This window comes from Variovorax sp. Root473, from assembly GCF_001426505.1.
Taxonomy (GTDB): Bacteria; Pseudomonadota; Gammaproteobacteria; order Burkholderiales; family Burkholderiaceae_C; genus Variovorax.
In genome coordinates this window covers 274345-289004 of sequence record NZ_LMEV01000015.1, presented here as the reverse complement: position 1 = coordinate 289004, position 14660 = coordinate 274345, and the positions used below count along the sequence as shown (strand labels likewise).

At 67.8% G+C, this 14660-nt stretch carries 17 protein-coding genes; 13 read left to right on the top strand and 4 right to left on the bottom strand.

Annotated features, from left to right (window positions below; genetic code table 11):
* Nucleotides 1-25: 25 nt before the first annotated feature.
* Nucleotides 26-730, bottom strand: a complete 705-nt coding sequence (locus tag ASD34_RS11055) for a GntR family transcriptional regulator (RefSeq protein ID WP_056577031.1) — start codon at nucleotides 728-730, stop codon at nucleotides 26-28.
* Between the two features lie 283 nt (nucleotides 731-1013).
* Between ASD34_RS11055 and ASD34_RS11050 the strand changes: the two genes are divergently transcribed.
* Genes ASD34_RS11050 through ASD34_RS11025 form a run of 6 tightly spaced genes read left to right on the top strand, consistent with a single transcriptional unit; the run spans nucleotide 1014 to nucleotide 7565 of the window.
* A complete protein-coding gene (locus tag ASD34_RS11050) occupies nucleotides 1014-1757 on the top strand; it encodes a DUF969 domain-containing protein (protein ID WP_056577028.1) in 744 nt (247 codons plus the stop codon).
* Between the two features lie 5 nt (nucleotides 1758-1762).
* The gene (locus ASD34_RS11045; RefSeq protein WP_056577026.1) at nucleotides 1763-2719 is read left to right on the top strand and encodes a DUF979 domain-containing protein; all 957 of its coding nucleotides are present in this window, start codon (nucleotides 1763-1765) and stop codon (nucleotides 2717-2719) included.
* A gap of 10 nt (nucleotides 2720-2729) precedes the next feature.
* A complete protein-coding gene (pcp, locus tag ASD34_RS11040) occupies nucleotides 2730-3407 on the top strand; it encodes a pyroglutamyl-peptidase I (protein WP_056577023.1) in 678 nt (225 codons plus the stop codon).
* Nucleotides 3408-3441: 34 nt separating this feature from the next.
* Complete coding sequence (locus ASD34_RS11035) at nucleotides 3442-4212, top strand: LamB/YcsF family protein (protein WP_056577021.1); 771 nt, start codon at nucleotides 3442-3444, stop codon at nucleotides 4210-4212.
* An 8-nt stretch (nucleotides 4213-4220) separates the two neighbouring features.
* Complete coding sequence (locus tag ASD34_RS11030; protein WP_056577018.1) at nucleotides 4221-5807, top strand: urea amidolyase family protein; 1587 nt, start codon at nucleotides 4221-4223, stop codon at nucleotides 5805-5807.
* A gap of 21 nt (nucleotides 5808-5828) precedes the next feature.
* Nucleotides 5829-7565 carry an acetyl/propionyl/methylcrotonyl-CoA carboxylase subunit alpha gene (locus ASD34_RS11025; RefSeq protein ID WP_056577014.1) on the top strand — a complete coding sequence of 579 codons (1737 nt, stop codon included), beginning with the start codon at nucleotides 5829-5831 and terminating at the stop codon, nucleotides 7563-7565.
* A 13-nt stretch (nucleotides 7566-7578) separates the two neighbouring features.
* Here ASD34_RS11025 and ASD34_RS27520 read toward each other — a convergent pair whose 3' ends face one another.
* Nucleotides 7579-7737 (bottom strand): hypothetical protein, encoded by a 159-nt coding sequence (locus ASD34_RS27520; protein WP_157609677.1) that lies wholly within the window; start codon nucleotides 7735-7737, stop codon nucleotides 7579-7581.
* Between the two features lie 415 nt (nucleotides 7738-8152).
* Here ASD34_RS27520 and ASD34_RS11020 point away from each other — a divergent pair, with 415 nt between their 5' ends.
* The 3 genes from ASD34_RS11020 to ubiA all read left to right on the top strand — a co-directional run bounded on the left by ASD34_RS11020 (nucleotide 8153) and on the right by ubiA (nucleotide 10803).
* Nucleotides 8153-9118 (top strand): LysR substrate-binding domain-containing protein, encoded by a 966-nt coding sequence (locus ASD34_RS11020; protein WP_056577011.1) that lies wholly within the window; start codon nucleotides 8153-8155, stop codon nucleotides 9116-9118.
* Between the two features lie 137 nt (nucleotides 9119-9255).
* Nucleotides 9256-9840, top strand: a complete 585-nt coding sequence (locus tag ASD34_RS11015; RefSeq protein ID WP_056577008.1) for a Dps family protein — start codon at nucleotides 9256-9258, stop codon at nucleotides 9838-9840.
* A gap of 99 nt (nucleotides 9841-9939) precedes the next feature.
* Nucleotides 9940-10803 carry a 4-hydroxybenzoate octaprenyltransferase gene (gene ubiA / locus ASD34_RS11010; RefSeq protein ID WP_056577005.1) on the top strand — a complete coding sequence of 288 codons (864 nt, stop codon included), beginning with the start codon at nucleotides 9940-9942 and terminating at the stop codon, nucleotides 10801-10803.
* Between the two features lie 9 nt (nucleotides 10804-10812).
* On the opposite strand, the gene proC is transcribed toward ubiA, so the two are convergent.
* Together proC and ASD34_RS11000 are read right to left on the bottom strand one after the other, a co-directional pair.
* On the bottom strand, nucleotides 10813-11670 hold the full coding sequence (gene proC / locus ASD34_RS11005) for a pyrroline-5-carboxylate reductase (RefSeq protein WP_056577001.1): 858 nt from the start codon (nucleotides 11668-11670) through the stop codon (nucleotides 10813-10815).
* A complete protein-coding gene (locus ASD34_RS11000) occupies nucleotides 11667-12812 on the bottom strand; it encodes an esterase-like activity of phytase family protein (RefSeq protein WP_056576998.1) in 1146 nt (381 codons plus the stop codon). Before ASD34_RS11000 ends, proC begins: the two co-directional genes overlap by 4 nt.
* Before the next feature lie 254 nt (nucleotides 12813-13066).
* On the opposite strand from ASD34_RS11000, the gene rplN reads away from it, so the two are divergent.
* From rplN to rpsN, 4 genes are read left to right on the top strand one after another with little or no spacing between them, the layout of a single operon-like run.
* The gene (gene rplN, locus ASD34_RS10995; protein WP_009124801.1) at nucleotides 13067-13435 is read left to right on the top strand and encodes a 50S ribosomal protein L14; all 369 of its coding nucleotides are present in this window, start codon (nucleotides 13067-13069) and stop codon (nucleotides 13433-13435) included.
* A 12-nt stretch (nucleotides 13436-13447) separates the two neighbouring features.
* Complete coding sequence (rplX, locus tag ASD34_RS10990; protein ID WP_056576995.1) at nucleotides 13448-13780, top strand: 50S ribosomal protein L24; 333 nt, start codon at nucleotides 13448-13450, stop codon at nucleotides 13778-13780.
* Nucleotides 13781-13791: 11 nt separating this feature from the next.
* On the top strand, nucleotides 13792-14331 hold the full coding sequence (rplE, locus tag ASD34_RS10985; protein ID WP_056576993.1) for a 50S ribosomal protein L5: 540 nt from the start codon (nucleotides 13792-13794) through the stop codon (nucleotides 14329-14331).
* A gap of 8 nt (nucleotides 14332-14339) precedes the next feature.
* Nucleotides 14340-14645 (top strand): 30S ribosomal protein S14, encoded by a 306-nt coding sequence (gene rpsN / locus ASD34_RS10980; protein WP_056576989.1) that lies wholly within the window; start codon nucleotides 14340-14342, stop codon nucleotides 14643-14645.
* Nucleotides 14646-14660 lie beyond the last annotated feature (15 nt).

Genomic DNA, 14660 nt, shown 5'->3' with positions numbered 1-14660 from the left:
GAGCCGCCATTATCTGCAGGCGACCTCAGCCGTCCACGCCGCTCTCGGGCATCTGCCGCGCATACACCGCGAGCACGATGCGCTCGGAGTGGATGAGGTAGTCGTTCAGCGCCGCCGAGCCTTCGGCGAACTTGCCGGCCTCGATGAGTTCGAGCAGCTTCGTGTTCATGTCCACGTAGGGCGCGTGCAAAAACTCCGGGTCTTTCAGCAGCCCGAAGGCCAGCCGCAGCTCGACCAGGATGTGGGCGAACAGCACGTTGAGCCGCTCGCTGTCGGCCAGCTCGACGATGCCCTTGTGGAACTCCATGTTGGCCGTGCCCACGCCGAGCCAGTCGCCGGCGTCGCGGCATTTCAGCGCCATCTCGACCGCCTCGCGCATGTGCTTCTTGGCGGGGTGGCGCGGGTAGGCCTGCGCCAGCGCCTGGCACTCGATGAGCCGGCGCACGCGGTAGATGTCGATGATCGACGCGATGCTCGGCACCGCCACGAACACGCCGCGGTTGGGCGCGTGCTTGAGCAGGCCTTCCTTGGTCAGCGTGCGGAACACCTCGCGCAGGGTGTTGCGCGAAATTTCCAGGCTCTCGGCCAGCGCGGCCTCCGACAGCCGCTGCCCCGGCGAGAACTCGCCCTTCACGATCTTCTGGCGGATCAGCTCGGCCACGCGGTCGTTGAGCGTGAGCGCGCCGGCGGCCGGCGAAGCGGAGGAAGGGGGGGAATCCAGTCGGGTCATGCCGGTCGGTAGAGAGAAAAAAAGAGCGGGTCGCAGCGAGCCTGCGTTCTAACAGAGGCCGCCGGCGCCCCGCCGCACGGACGCACCCAGACGCCCCGTTTCAGGGTTTTCATGGGGGTATTCAGGCACTGTTGTTGGGCACACTACGTGAAATTGTTCAACAACTTGTTATTTATGAGTGATTCATTTGAAATGAATTGCTCATTCATTGGCATGAGATTTGCATAAATCGACCGCGCCGGTGACCCGCACCGGTGTTTTGCATTGCAACGAAAGACCCACCATGACACCTGAAGTCCCCCTGTGGCCGCTGATCGGCGTGGCCGTGATCATTGCGGGGTTCATCCTGCGCTTCAATCCGATGCTGGTCGTGATAGTCACGGCCATCGTGACCGCGTTTGCCGCGGGCTTCAGCCCGATGGCGATCCTCACGGCCATCGGCACCGGCTTCATCAAGACGCGCAACCTGCCGCTGATCATTCTTCTGCCGCTGGCAGTGATCGGGCTGCTGGAGCGCCACGGCCTGCGCCAGCACGCGCAGAACTGGATCAGCCGCATCAAGTCGGCCACCGCCGGCCGCCTGCTGATCGTGTACCTCGCCGCGCGCGAACTCACGGCGGCCATGGGCCTGACCAGCCTGGGCGGCCATCCGCAGATGGTGCGTCCGCTGCTTGCGCCGATGGCCGAAGGCGCCACCGAAACGCGCTACGGCAAGCTGCCCGACCGCATCCGCCACAAGCTGCGCGCCTACGCCGCGGCCACCGACAACGTCGGCCTGTTCTTCGGCGAAGACATCTTCGTGGCCTTCGGCGCCATCGTGCTCATGACCACCTTCCTGCACGAGGCGGGCATCGACGTGGAGCCGCTGCACGTCGCGATGTGGGGCATTCCGACGGCCATTGCCGCTTTCATCATCCACGCCTGGCGCCTGCGCCGGCTCGACCAGGCGCTGGCCCGTGAGTTGGGCGGTGCGGCGGATGCCCACGCACCCGTTGCCACCGTCGTGCCCGCCAAGGAAGGACGCTGATCACCATGATTCTCTCGATCCAGCACCTGTACCTCCTGGTCGGCGTCATCCTCGCCATCACCGCCGTGATGACGCTGGCCGACCGCCAGCATCCCAAGCGCTACACGAGCGCGCTCTTCTGGGGCATCTATGCACTGGTCTTCCTCGTTGGCGACAAGCTGCCGCCCGCGCTGGTCGGCGTCGGCGCGATCGGCATGGCCGTCATCGCCGGCCTGCGCGGCGTCGGCGCGGGCAAGCACCGCGAACCCACGCCCGCGCAGTACCAGGCCAGCGCCACGCGCCTGGGCAACAAGCTGTTCATTCCGGCACTGGCGATCCCGCTCGTCACCGTGATCGGCACGGTGGGCATGAGCCACATCAAGCTCGGCGGCACGCTGCTGCTCGACCCCAAGAACACCACGCTGGTGAGCCTGGGCATCGGCTGCGTGGTGGCGCTCGCACTGGCCTGCTGGCTGACGCGCGAGACGCCCGTGCAGGGCATGCGCGAGTCGCGCCGCCTGACCGACGCGCTCGGCTGGGCCGTGGTGCTGCCGCAGATGCTCGGCATGCTGGGCCTGGTGTTCTCCGACGCCGGCGTGGGCAAGGCGGTGGCGCACATCACCACCAGCTACATCAACATGGACATCCGCTTCGTCGCCGTGGCGGTGTACGTGCTGGGCATGGCGCTGTTCACCATCATCATGGGCAACGGCTTCGCGGCCTTCCCGGTGATGACGGGCGGCGTCGGCGTGCCGGTGCTGGTGGGCGTGTACCACGGCGACCCGGCCGTGATGGCGGCCATCGGCATGTTCTCGGGCTACTGCGGCACGCTCATGACGCCGATGGCGGCCAACTTCAACATCGTGCCCGCGGCGCTGCTGGAGTTGCCCGACAAGAACGCGGTGATCAAGGTGCAGATACCGACTGCGGCCGCGCTGCTGGTGGTCAACATCTTCCTGCTGTATTTCCTGATGTTCCGCTGAGGCACCGCGCATGACCACCCTCACCGATGCGAAGGCACGCCGCGTGCTGGTCGCGGGCTTCGAGCCCTTCGAGAACGACCCGGTCAACCCGGCGTGGGAAATTGCCCGCGCGCTCGACGGCTGGGCCTGCGAAGGCGCCGTGGTGCAGGCGGTGCAGCTGCCCTGCGTGTTCGGCCGCGCCATCGACACGCTCGACGCCGCGCTGGCCGGCTCGCCGCTGCAGCTGGTGCTGTGCGTCGGCGCGGCGGGCGGGCGCACCGAGATCTCGATGGAGCGCGCCGCGCTGAACATCGACGACGCGCGTATCCCCGACAACGCCGGGCAGCAGCCCATCGACCTCCCCGTGGTCAAGAACGGCCCGGCGGCCTATTTCTCGACGCTGCCGATCAAGGCCATGGTGCGCGACATGCGTGCGGCGGGCCTGCCCGCAGCCGTGTCGAACAGCGCCGGCACCTTCGTGTGCAACCACATCTTCTACGCGCTGATGCACCGGCTCGCGACGCGCCCGGCGCTGGCGCACACGCGCGGCGGCTTTGTCCACGTGCCCTACCTGCCCGAGCAGGCCGCCTCGAAACCCGGCGTGGCGAGCATGGCGCTGGCCGCGCAGGTGGAAGCCTTCCGCGTGGCGATCCGCACCGCGCTCACCGTGCGCCACGACGTGCGCGAAACCGCCGGCCGGCTGCATTGATTCCTGAGGCGTGCGTGCACGCCGGAGACCCCCGATGAACATCGACTTGAACAGTGACCTCGGCGAGAGCCTCGGCGTCTGGCGCATGGGCGACGACGCCGCCATGCTGGACATCGTCAGCAGCGCCAACGTGGCCTGCGGCTTCCACGCCGGCGACCCCGCGGGCATCCTGCGCACGCTGCGCCAGGCGAAGGAACGTGGCGTGGCTGTGGGTGCCCATGTGGCCTACCGCGACCTCGTCGGCTTCGGCCGCCGCAACATGGACGTCGACAGCGCCGACCTGCGCGCCGACGTGATCTACCAGATCGGCGCATTGAAAGGCCTGGCCGCCGCGGCCGGCACCGCGGTGCGCTACGTGAAGCCGCACGGCGCGCTGTACAACACCATCGCGCACGACGAGCGCCAGGCGCGCGACGTCATCGCCGCTATCCGCGAAATCGACGCGGGTCTCGTGCTCGTCGCGCTCGCGGGTTCGCCGCTGCTGGGCTGGGCCGAGGCCGCAGGCCTGCGCGTGGTGGCCGAGGCCTTTGCCGATCGGGCCTACACGCCGCAAGGCACGCTGGTGTCGCGCCGCGAACCCGGCGCCGTGCTGCACGACGCGAGCGACGTGGCCGAGCGCATGCTGCGGCTGGCGAACGAAGGCACGGTCACCGCCATCGACGGCAGCGTGGTGCGCATCCGTGCCGATTCGATTTGCGTGCACGGCGACAGCCCCGGCGCGGTCGAGATGGCGCGACGCGTGCGCGAGCGGCTCGTGCAGGCCGGCGTGACGGTCCGCCCGTTCGCCGAGGCTGCGACCGCATGACGACGTCGATGCGCTTTCTGCCTGTCAACCTGAATGCCGTGCTGGTCGAACTCGACGACCTGGCGCAGACGCTCGCGCTGCTGGCCTCGCTGCGCGCCGAGCCCATCGCCGGCATCGACGAGTTGGTGCCCGCCGCGCGCACCATCCTCATCACCTTCCGGCCCGCCGTGCTGTCGGCGGCTGCACTGGCGCATGCCGTGCGCCAGCGGAAGCTCGACGCCCGCGAGACGCACGTGGACAAGCGCATCGAGATTCCCGTGCGCTACGACGGCGAAGACATGGCCGAAGTGGCGGGCCTGCTCGGCATCACGCCCGACGAACTGGTGCGCCGCCACACCGGCAGCGACTACACCGTCGCCTTCACCGGTTTCGCGCCCGGCTTCGCCTACCTGAGCGGCGGCCACCCGAGCCTGAACGTGCCGCGCCGCGCGGTGCCGCGCACCCGCATCCCGGCCGGCGCGGTCGGGCTCGCGGGCAGCTTCAGCGGCGTGTACCCGCAGGCCAGCCCCGGCGGCTGGCAGATCATCGGCGTGACCGACACGCCGATGTGGGACCTGTCGCGCGAGACGCCCGCGCTGCTGCAGCCGGGCGATGCGGTGCGCTTTGTCGATGTCACGTCGTTGAAGGTGGCGTTGCCTGTGGCCGAGCCCGTGGTTGCGGCGCCCGCACCTGCGGCCGTTGAAGGCGGCAGCGCGTTCGAAGTTCGCGCCGCTGGCTTGCAGGCGCTGTGGCAGGACGGTGGTCGCCATGGCCAGGCGCGGCAGGGCGTGTCCGCCTCTGGCGCGATGGACCATCGCTCGCTGCAAGCTGCGAATCGATTGGTCGGCAATGCGTCGGATGCCGCGTGCCTCGAGCTCGCCTACGGCGGCTTTCAGTTCGTCTGCCGCGGCAACGCGGTGATCGCTGTCACCGGCGCCGACGGCCCGCTCACGCTGATCCGCGCCGACGGCGCGCAATGGCCGCTGCCACGCTACCAGCCCGTTGCGCTGGCCGATGGCGACACCGTCACGTTCGGCGAGCCCGTCGCCGGCATTCGCAGCTACCTGGCCGTGCGCGGCGGCTTTGCCGTGGCGCCCGTGCTCGGCAGCTGCGCGACTGACACGCTGGCCCGCATCGGCCCGCCGGCCGTGGCCGCGGGCGACGTGTTGCCCGTGCGCGCCGTCGCCATTGGCGCTGTCGTCGGCGCCACCGAAGCACCGCCGGCCGACCTGCCCACCGTGCATGAAGAAGTCGTGCTCGACATCGTGCTCGGCCCGCGCACCGACTGGTTCACCGCCGACGCCGTCGAGCGCCTGTGCAGCCAGCCGTGGGTGGTGACGCCGCAGTCGAACCGCGTCGGCATCCGCCTCAATGGCGAACAGCCGCTCGTGCGTGCGAACACCGCCGAGTTGCCCAGCGAGGGCACGGCGCGCGGTTCGATCCAGGTGCCGCCCAGCGGCCAGCCCGTGCTGTTCCTGGCCGACCACCCGCTCACCGGCGGTTATCCCGTGATCGCGTCGGTCGCCACCCACCACCTGGACCGTGCGGGGCAGATCCCCGTGAACGCCCGCGTCCGCTTCCAACCGATGGCCGGCCACGGCCCGATCGAACTTTGATTTGAGATCGAGAGTCCCGCGATGAAAAAAGTCCTGATCGCCAACCGCGGCGAAATCGCCGTGCGCATCGCGCGCGCTTGCGCCGACCACGGTGTGCAGTCGGTCGCCGTCTACGCCGACCCTGACCTGAATGCGCTGCACGTGCGCCGGGCCGACGAGGCCTACGGGCTGGACGGCCACCGCCCGGCCGACACCTACCTGAACATTCCCAAGCTGCTGGCCATCGCGAAGCGCAGCGGCGCCGACGCCGTGCACCCCGGCTACGGCTTCCTCTCGGAAAGTGCGGCCTTCGCGCAGGCGGTGATCGACGCCGGCCTCACATGGATCGGCCCCTCGCCTGCGGCCATCGCCACGCTGGGCGACAAGGTGCAGGCCCGCAAGCTCGCACTGAAGGTCGGCGCACCGCTCGTCGCGGGCACGGCCGACCCGGTGAGCAACGCGGGCGAGGTGCTCGCCTTTGCCGAACAGCACGGCCTGCCGATCGCCATCAAGGCGGCCTTCGGCGGCGGCGGGCGCGGCATCAAGGTCGCTTGGCGGCTCGACGAGGTCGAAGGCCTTTACGAATCGGCCGTGCGCGAAGCCATCACCGCGTTCGGCCGCGGCGAGTGCTACGTCGAGCAGTTCCTCGACCGCCCGCGCCACGTCGAGGCGCAGGTCATCGCCGACACGCACGGCAATGTCGTCGTACTCGGCACGCGCGACTGCTCGCTGCAACGACGCAACCAGAAGCTGGTCGAAGAAGCGCCCGCGCCGTTCCTGAGCGACGCGCAGCGCGAACGCATCCACCAATCGGCGCGCGACATCTGCGCCGCTGCCGGCTACACCGGCGCCGGCACCGTCGAGTTCATGCTGAGCGCGAGCGGCGCGATTTCCTTCCTCGAGGTCAACACGCGCCTGCAGGTCGAGCACCCCGTGACCGAGGAAACCACCGGCATCGACCTCGTCATCGAACAGCTGCGCATCGCGCAAGGCCTGCCGTTGTCCATCAAGGAGACGCCCGCGCCGCGCGGCCACTCCTTCGAGTTCCGCATCAACGCCGAAGACGTGGGCCGCGGCTTCCTGCCGACGCCCGGCCCCGTCCATGTGTTCGACGCACCCTCGGGCCCCGGCGTGCGGGTCGACACCGGCGTGGACGCCGGCTCGCAGGTGCCCGGCACCTTCGACTCGCTGATGGCCAAGCTCATCGTCACCGGCGCCACGCGCGCCCGGGCGATCGCACGCGCACGCCGCGCGCTGAAGGAATTCCGCATCGAAGGCCTGGCGACCGTGCTGCCGTTTCACCGCGCCGTGATGGCGCACCCCGACTTCGTGTCGGAAGACGCCTTCAAGGTCCACACCCGCTGGATCGAGACCGACTTTGCGAACGACGAAGCGGCAGGCATGCGGCCCGATCCGCTGCCGGATGCGTCGCTGCACCGCACGGCCATCGAGATCGACGGGCGGCGCATGTCGCTGGGGCTGCCGGCGGAGTTGCTGCGTGGGTTGGCGGCGGCGGGTGGTGCTGGTGTTGCTGCTTCGCCTGGCGTTGCGAACGCACCAGCGGTCGATGCGGCCGCCGTGGCGGCGCCGGTGTCGGGCACGTTGCAAGGATGGAAAGTCGCCGACGGTGACGAGGTCGTCGAAGGCGCGGTGATCGCGGTGATGGAGGCGATGAAGATGGAGATGCAGGTCGTCGCGCATCGCGCGGGGCGCATCGCTTTTGCCGCGGCGGCGGGGGGCTATGTGGCGGCGGGGACGGCGATCGCGCGCATTGGCTGAGTGGAAGCAGCCGTCAAGGCTTGAGGAACAGGGCGACGAGTCCTGAAACGATGCAGGGGGCGAACGTCACGGCGGCCATGTAGGTTTCGAGACGTGAGCCTGTATCGCGTGGGTAGATGAGCAGGTGACGCGCACCGAGGTAGAGCAACGCGGCGCCGGCCAGTACGAGCACGAACAGCCAGGCTTTCGTTCAGCCTGGCGTCCGCGATGGATGTGGACGCACGCGATGCCCGCCAACGCCAGCACAGTTCCATGTGATAACGCATCCGGTTTGGACCGTTTCGCCGGCTTGACTACGTTCTGTCTTTCCTCCTCCTGGTCCAGGCGGCGTAGTCGCCGAAGGCGCTCGTCGAGCGCAGGGTGGACCTCAAAATCGACGCTGACTTCGTTTGGCATTTCGGCCTTGCTGGGCAATCCAACGCCCGCAACCAGTGCTTCGAAATACATGTCCATCAAGGGGAGCCGATGCCCTTGAACGGCGGGCAACCAGTGCAATGGGCCTGGGGCCGCGCTGGCTGATCGCAGCCCGCGACTTTTAACCCCGCCCCAGCCGGGTCACACACCCTTGCGCATAATTGACGCAAGCTATGACTCTCACCGAACTCAAATACATCGTCGCAGTCGCCCGCGAGCGGCACTTCGGCAAGGCGGCCGAGGCCTGCTATGTGTCCCAGCCGACGCTTTCGGTGGCCATCAAGAAGCTCGAGGACGAACTCGAGGTCAAGCTCTTCGAGCGCAGCGCCGGTGAAGTGACCGTGACGCCGCTCGGCGAGCAGATCGTCCAGCAGGCGCAGAGCGTGCTCGACCAGGCCGCCAGCATCAAGGAGATTGCCAAGCGCGGAAAAGACCCGCTGGCCGGCCCGCTGAACCTGGGCGTGATCTACACGATCGGGCCGTACCTGCTGCCCGACCTGGTGCGCCAGGTGATCGCGCGCACGCCGCAGATGCCGCTGGTGCTGCAGGAGAACTTCACGGTCAAGCTGCTCGAGATGCTGCGTGCCGGCGAGATCGACTGCGCGATCATGGCCGAGCCCTTTCCCGACACGGGGCTGGCGATGGCGCCGCTGTACGACGAGCCGTTCATGGCGGCGCTGCCGGTGAAGCACAAGTTCGCCGACCGCGAGTCGATCACGTCGGAAGAGCTGCAGAACGAGACGATGCTGCTGCTGGGCACGGGCCACTGTTTCCGCGACCACGTGCTGGAGGTGTGCCCCGAGTTCGCGCGCTTCTCGAGCAACGCCGAGGGCATCCGCAAGAGCTTCGAGGGCTCGTCGCTGGAGACCATCAAGCACATGGTGGCCTCGGGCATGGGCGTGACGCTGGTGCCGCGGCTGTCGGTGCCGGCCGAGGCGCTCAAGCCCAGGGGCAAGGGCCGCAAGGATTCCGAGCAGATGGTGCGCTACCTGCCCGTGCGCGACGCGCAGGACCGCGACCCGCCGATGCGCCGCGTGGTGCTGGCCTGGCGCCGCACCTTCACGCGCTACGAGGCGATTGCGGCGCTGCGCAACGCGATCTACGCGTGCGAGCTGCCGGGTGTCAAACGACTCTCCTAGCGATTCGGGGCCTTCGCCTACGCGCGGGCTGTTTGGGATCGCCGATCGCTGGGATAGAGTGAAGCTGTTGCGAAGCCGCCCGCCGGCTTTCAGAATTTCGGTGTCGTTCACCCAACTTCAAGAAAGACCTCTACGCCATGGCCAAACCCCCGAAAAAAACCAAGTCCCCGTCGCCCGCTGCTTCCGCCGGCAAGGTGCCGAAGAAGGGCGGCGCCGTCGTCGCGCAGGAGTCGGGCAGCCGCAATGCGCCGCTGATCAACATCGGCATCGAGCGCCAGGACCGCGCGGCGATTGCCGAAGGGCTGAGCCGCGTACTGGCCGACACCTACACGCTGTACCTCACGACCCACAACTTCCACTGGAACGTGACGGGTCCGCACTTCAACTCGCTGCATGCGATGTTCATGACGCAGTACACCGAGCTGTGGAACTCGACCGACGTGATCGCCGAGCGCATCCGCGCGCTGGGCCACTACGCGCCGGGCTCGTACGCCGAGTTCAGCAAGATCGCCACCGTGCCCGACGTGCCGCTGAATCCGCCCAAGGCGATGGAGATGGTGCGCATCCTCGTGAAGGGCCACGAAACCGTGTCGCGCATCGCACGCGAGTTCATCCCGGTGGCCGAAGAGGCTGGCGACGACCCGACCGCCGACATGCTGACCGCGCGCTGCACGGTGCACGACCAGACGGCCTGGATGCTGCGCTCGCTGCTCGAAGAGTGATGACGTCTGCCTGATCTCCCGGCACCTCGGGTGTGCCGGGAGCCCTTCGGAGAGCGGCACAATGGCCGCTCTTTTGACGTCTGCCTTGTCGCTTTCCGCATGCCTCTCGCCCGCCGTTTTGCGCTCTACCTCGATCTGATCCGCTGGAACCGGCCGGCCGGCTGGCTGCTGTTGCTGTGGCCCACGCTGGGCGCGCTCTGGTTCGTGGCCGATGGCTGGCCCGGTTGGCACCTCGTCGTGGTGTTCACGCTGGGCACGTTCCTGATGCGCAGCGCGGGCTGCTGCGTCAACGACGTGGCCGACCGCGAGTTCGATCGCCATGTGAAGCGCACCGCCCAGCGCCCCGTGACGAGCGGCGCCTTGTCGGTCAGGGAAGCGCTGGGCCTGGGCGCGGTGCTGGCGCTGCTGTCTTTCGGGCTGGTGCTCACCACCAACCGCACGACGGTGCTGTGGTCGTTCGCGGCATTGGCGATTACGCTGATCTATCCGTTTGCCAAGCGCTTCGTGTCGATCCCGCAGGCGGTGCTGGGCATCGCCTTCAGCTTCGGCATTCCCATGGCCTTTGCCGCGGTGCAGTCGACGGTGCCGGCCTTCGCCTGGTGGCTGCTGGCGGGCAACCTGTTCTGGGTGCTGGCCTACGACACCGAGTACGCCATGGTGGACCGCGACGATGACCTGAAGATCGGCATGAAGACCTCGGCCATCACCTTCGGCCGCTTCGACGTGGCGGCCGTGATGGCCAGCTACGCGATCTTCCTGGCGGTCTGGATCTGGGCTGGGGCCAGCCGGTCGCTGGGCGTGCTGTTCTACCTGGGCATTGCCGTGGCAGCGGCCCAGGCGCTCTGGCACTGGCGCCTGATCCATGACCGCACGCGCGAGGGCTGCTTCAAGGCGTTCCGTGAAAACCACTGGCTGGGTTTCGCGGTGTTCGTCGGCATCGTGGCGGGCTACACCGCCCGATAACCCGCCGGTTCAGCCGCGCCCGAACTCCTCGCCCAGCTCGGCCGCGCGCTTCTGCGCGGCGCGGATGGCGGTCTTGAACTGCCCCTTCACATCGGAGGCTTCGAGCGCGCTCAGGGCCGCGTAGGTCGTGCCGCCCTTGGAGGTCACGCGTTCGCGCAGCACCGACGGCGGCTCGGTCGCGCTGTGCGCCAGTGCCGAGGCGCCGGTGAACGTGCCGATGGCCAGCCGCTGGGCCTGGTCGGGCGTGAGGCCCATCTCGACGCCGGCCTCGGTCATCGCCTCGATGAAATAGAACACGTAGGCCGGGCCGGAGCCCGACATGGCGGTCACCGCGTCGAGCGCGGGCTCGGCGTCGACCCAGATCAGCTCGCCGGTCGGTGCCAGCAGCTGGCCGACGCGTGCACGGTCGGCGCCTTCGACGCCAGCCCGCGCGAACAGCCCGGTCATGCCCTTGCCCACCAGCGCGGGCGTGTTGGGCATGGCGCGCACCACGCGCTCGGTGCCGAGCCAGCGGGCGATGCTGTCGGACGGAATGCCCGCGGCCACGCTCAGGTGCAGGGCGTCGCCGGCAAAGGCGCGCACCGGGCGCGCGGCTTCCGCGAAGGTCTGGGGCTTGACCGCCCACACCACCACGGCGCAGCGCGCGAGAGCCTCGGTGGCCTCGGCCTGGGCGACGATGCCGTAGGACTGGGCGAGCCTGGTGCGGGCGTCTTCGAAGGGCTCGACGACCTCGAAGTTGTCGGCGGCAACGCCTTGCTGGATCAGGCCGCCGATGATGGCGCTGGCCATGTTGCCGCCGCCGATGAAGGCGATGGGGGGCAGGGGACCCGGCGCGGTGCGGGGCAGGAAGGTCACGGCGATGGTCATGGTCGGTCGGTGTAGGCGAAGGCGGCGAACTGCGTCACTTGCAGTGGGTTGAAATTGTCGTCGCTCACGACCACCAGCAGGCGGCGGCCGTCGGGCAACGGAGGGCCCCAGCACATGCCCTCGGTGTTGTCGAGGCGCGCAAGGCCGAGGGTGGCGAAGTCGGCCACGAGCGTCTTGGCGGCCGGCCGGTGGTTGCCGGGGGCGAGGACATCGATGGCGAGCACGTCGTCGGCGGCCCGGGTGTCGATCTCATACAGGCGCAGCGAATTGCCGGCGCCTGTGGCGTAGGCGCGCTCCAGCACCAGCATGCGATGGGCGTCGAGCATCAGCACCTCGCTCACGCCGTTGTCGGCGTAGGTGCCTGGCACCCGCGGGCGCAACGGGATGGCGTCGGGCGCGTAGGCGATCTGGCGCCCGGCGCGGCCGGTCGACAGGTCGACCTGGGTGAAGCGGCAAGGGCCGCCGGGAGCGGAGGTGGTCGGGGGCGGGCCGTCCTGGACCAGAGCGTTTTCCATCGCGAGCCAGGCCGAGCGGTCGTCGGGCGTGAGGGCCAGGCCTTCGAACGTCAGGTTGTCACGCGGGCCGCGGTGCCCGGTCGGGTCCGGGGCAAACATCGCCGGCAGGGTGAATTCGCGCAGGAAGCGGCCGTCGCGCGCTGATTCATACAGGGCGGGGCCAAACCCGCGGGCGATGTCGCCTTCGCTGGTCCAGAGCAGGGTGCCGGTCGAGGGACGCAGGCGCAGGGCTTCGGGGTCGGGAACGGGCAAACCGGCGATTGCCTGGCGCCGCCCGGGCCAAAGACCCCCGCCGGGGCGTTGCAGCTGGACAACGCCGCCGGGTTCAGGGGCGGTGTCGCCGGGCAGTGGCCATCGCGCCGTGTAGCAACGGATCGGAGCCAAGTCTGATCGGTCATCGCTGAGAAGCAGGTACTCACCTCCGACCGTGTCGTAGTCGATGCCCGACAGGCCGCCCACTGGGGTGCTGTCTCTGTCTATATGCAGTCGATGCGCCCAGCGGGCTTCCCCCAGGGGTCGCAGCCGGCCGGTGTCTGAGGCAGGGGCTGCGCTGCGGCAGCCTGCGAGCCCCAGCGAACCCAGTCCCAGCAATCCTGCGCCGCCCGCCAGCAGCTGTCGGCGCAGCATGGAAGGCTGCGAAACATGGGGGTGGAGAGGGGCGCGCACGCCACAAAGTCTAGCGGCTGTCGAAGTTCGTGTAATGAGGCAGTTGACATCCCGGAGCATGGATGCCACAATCGCGGGCTTCGCTTTCAAAAGGCGAAGCTTTCAGCCCAAAGCGGAAGCGTCTCGAGTGGTTCGGGGCGTGGACGACGGGCCCAAGACTGACCGCGGTGTCTCCCTCCTGGAGGCTCATCGGTACAAGTTGGGAATATCAAGAAATGATCCAAACTGAATCCCGGCTCGAAGTGGCCGACAACACGGGCGCGAAATCCGTCCTGTGTATCAAGGTGCTCGGTGGCTCCAAGCGGCGTTACGCCAGCGTGGGCGACGTCATCAAGGTCAGCATCAAGGAAGCCGCTCCGCGTGGTCGCGTCAAGAAGGGCGAGATCTACAGTGCAGTGGTGGTCCGCACCGCCAAGGGCATCCGTCGCGCTGACGGTTCGCTCGTCAAGTTCGACGGCAATGCCGCCGTGCTGCTCAACGCCAAGCTGGAGCCTATCGGCACCCGCATCTTCGGACCGGTCACGCGCGAACTGCGCACCGAGAAGTTCATGAAGATCGTGTCGCTGGCACCCGAAGTTCTCTAAGGACACAACGCCATGAACAAGATTCGCAAAGGCGACCAGGTCATCGTGTTGGCCGGTCGTGACAAGGGCAAGCGCGGCGTCGTGTCGCTGCGCGCAGACGACTCGCATGTGATCGTCGACGGCATCAACCTCGTCAAGAAGCACACCAAGCCGAACCCCCTCAAGGGTACGACCGGTGGCATCGTCGAGAAGACCATGCCGATCCACCAATCCAACGTGGCGATCTTCAATGCTGCGACCGGCAAGGCCGATCGCGTGGGCATCAAGATCACCCAAGGTGCCGACGGCAAGCGCGTGGCTGTTCGCGTCTTCAAGTCGAGCGGCGACGAAATCAAGTTCGCCTAAAAGGTACTCACATGGCACGTCTCCAACAACACTATCGCGAAAAGATCGCGAAAGACCTGACGGAAAAGTTCGGCTACAAGTCGCCGATGCAGGTTCCGCGTCTCACCAAGATCACCCTGAACATGGGTGTGGGTGAGGCAGTCGCCGACAAGAAGGTCCTCGACAACGCTGTCGCCGACCTGACCAAGATCGCTGGCCAGAAGCCCGTGGTCACCAAGTCGAAGAAGGCCATTGCCGGCTTCAAGATCCGCGAAAACCAGCCGATCGGCTGCATGGTCACGCTGCGTGGCGTGCACATGTACGAGTTCCTGGATCGTTTCGTCACCGTGGCCCTGCCCCGCGTGCGTGACTTCCGTGGTATCTCGGGTCGCGCATTCGACGGCCGTGGCAACTACAACATCGGCGTCAAAGAGCAGATCATTTTTCCTGAGATCGAGTACGACAAGGTCGACGCCTTGCGCGGTCTCAATATCAGCATCACGACGACGGCCAAGACCGACGAAGAAGCCAAGGCGCTTCTCGCTGGCTTCCGTTTCCCGTTCAAGAACTGAGGTGATCTGTGGCTAAAGCATCTTTGATCCAGCGCGAACTCAAGCGCGACAAGCTGGTTGCCAAGTTCGCTGCGAAGCACGCAGAACTGAAGGCAACTTCCAACGACGCGAAGAAGAGCGACGAAGAGCGCGCAGCGGCCCGCCTGGCCCTGCAGAAGCTCCCGCGCAACGCGAACCCCACGCGCCAGCGCAACCGTTGCGAAATCACCGGTCGCCCCCGTGGCACCTTCCGTCAATTCGGTCTGGCCCGCGCCAAGATCCGCGAACTGGCTTTCAACGGCGACATCCCCGGTGTCACCAAGGCCAGCTGGTAAGCCAGGCAGGAGCAA

Excerpts from the sequence above, each read along its gene's own strand:
- ASD34_RS11045 (WP_056577026.1), top strand. The coding sequence starts at position 1,763 with ATGATTCTCTCGATCCAGCACCTGTACCTCCTGGTCGGCGTCATCCTC.
- pcp (WP_056577023.1), top strand. The coding sequence starts at position 2,730 with ATGACCACCCTCACCGATGCGAAGGCACGCCGCGTGCTGGTCGCGGGC.
- rplN (WP_009124801.1), top strand. The coding sequence starts at position 13,067 with ATGATCCAAACTGAATCCCGGCTCGAAGTGGCCGACAACACGGGCGCG.
- rplX (WP_056576995.1), top strand. The coding sequence starts at position 13,448 with ATGAACAAGATTCGCAAAGGCGACCAGGTCATCGTGTTGGCCGGTCGT.
- proC (WP_056577001.1), bottom strand. The coding sequence starts at position 11,670 with ATGACCATCGCCGTGACCTTCCTGCCCCGCACCGCGCCGGGTCCCCTG.
- ASD34_RS11030 (WP_056577018.1), top strand. The coding sequence starts at position 4,221 with ATGCGCTTTCTGCCTGTCAACCTGAATGCCGTGCTGGTCGAACTCGAC.
- ASD34_RS11055 (WP_056577031.1), bottom strand. The coding sequence starts at position 730 with ATGACCCGACTGGATTCCCCCCCTTCCTCCGCTTCGCCGGCCGCCGGC.
- ASD34_RS11020 (WP_056577011.1), top strand. The coding sequence starts at position 8,153 with ATGACTCTCACCGAACTCAAATACATCGTCGCAGTCGCCCGCGAGCGG.
- ubiA (WP_056577005.1), top strand. The coding sequence starts at position 9,940 with ATGCCTCTCGCCCGCCGTTTTGCGCTCTACCTCGATCTGATCCGCTGG.
- ASD34_RS11035 (WP_056577021.1), top strand. The coding sequence starts at position 3,442 with ATGAACATCGACTTGAACAGTGACCTCGGCGAGAGCCTCGGCGTCTGG.
- ASD34_RS11050 (WP_056577028.1), top strand. The coding sequence starts at position 1,014 with ATGACACCTGAAGTCCCCCTGTGGCCGCTGATCGGCGTGGCCGTGATC.
- ASD34_RS11000 (WP_056576998.1), bottom strand. The coding sequence starts at position 12,812 with ATGCTGCGCCGACAGCTGCTGGCGGGCGGCGCAGGATTGCTGGGACTG.
- rplE (WP_056576993.1), top strand. The coding sequence starts at position 13,792 with ATGGCACGTCTCCAACAACACTATCGCGAAAAGATCGCGAAAGACCTG.
- ASD34_RS11025 (WP_056577014.1), top strand. The coding sequence starts at position 5,829 with ATGAAAAAAGTCCTGATCGCCAACCGCGGCGAAATCGCCGTGCGCATC.
- ASD34_RS11015 (WP_056577008.1), top strand. The coding sequence starts at position 9,256 with ATGGCCAAACCCCCGAAAAAAACCAAGTCCCCGTCGCCCGCTGCTTCC.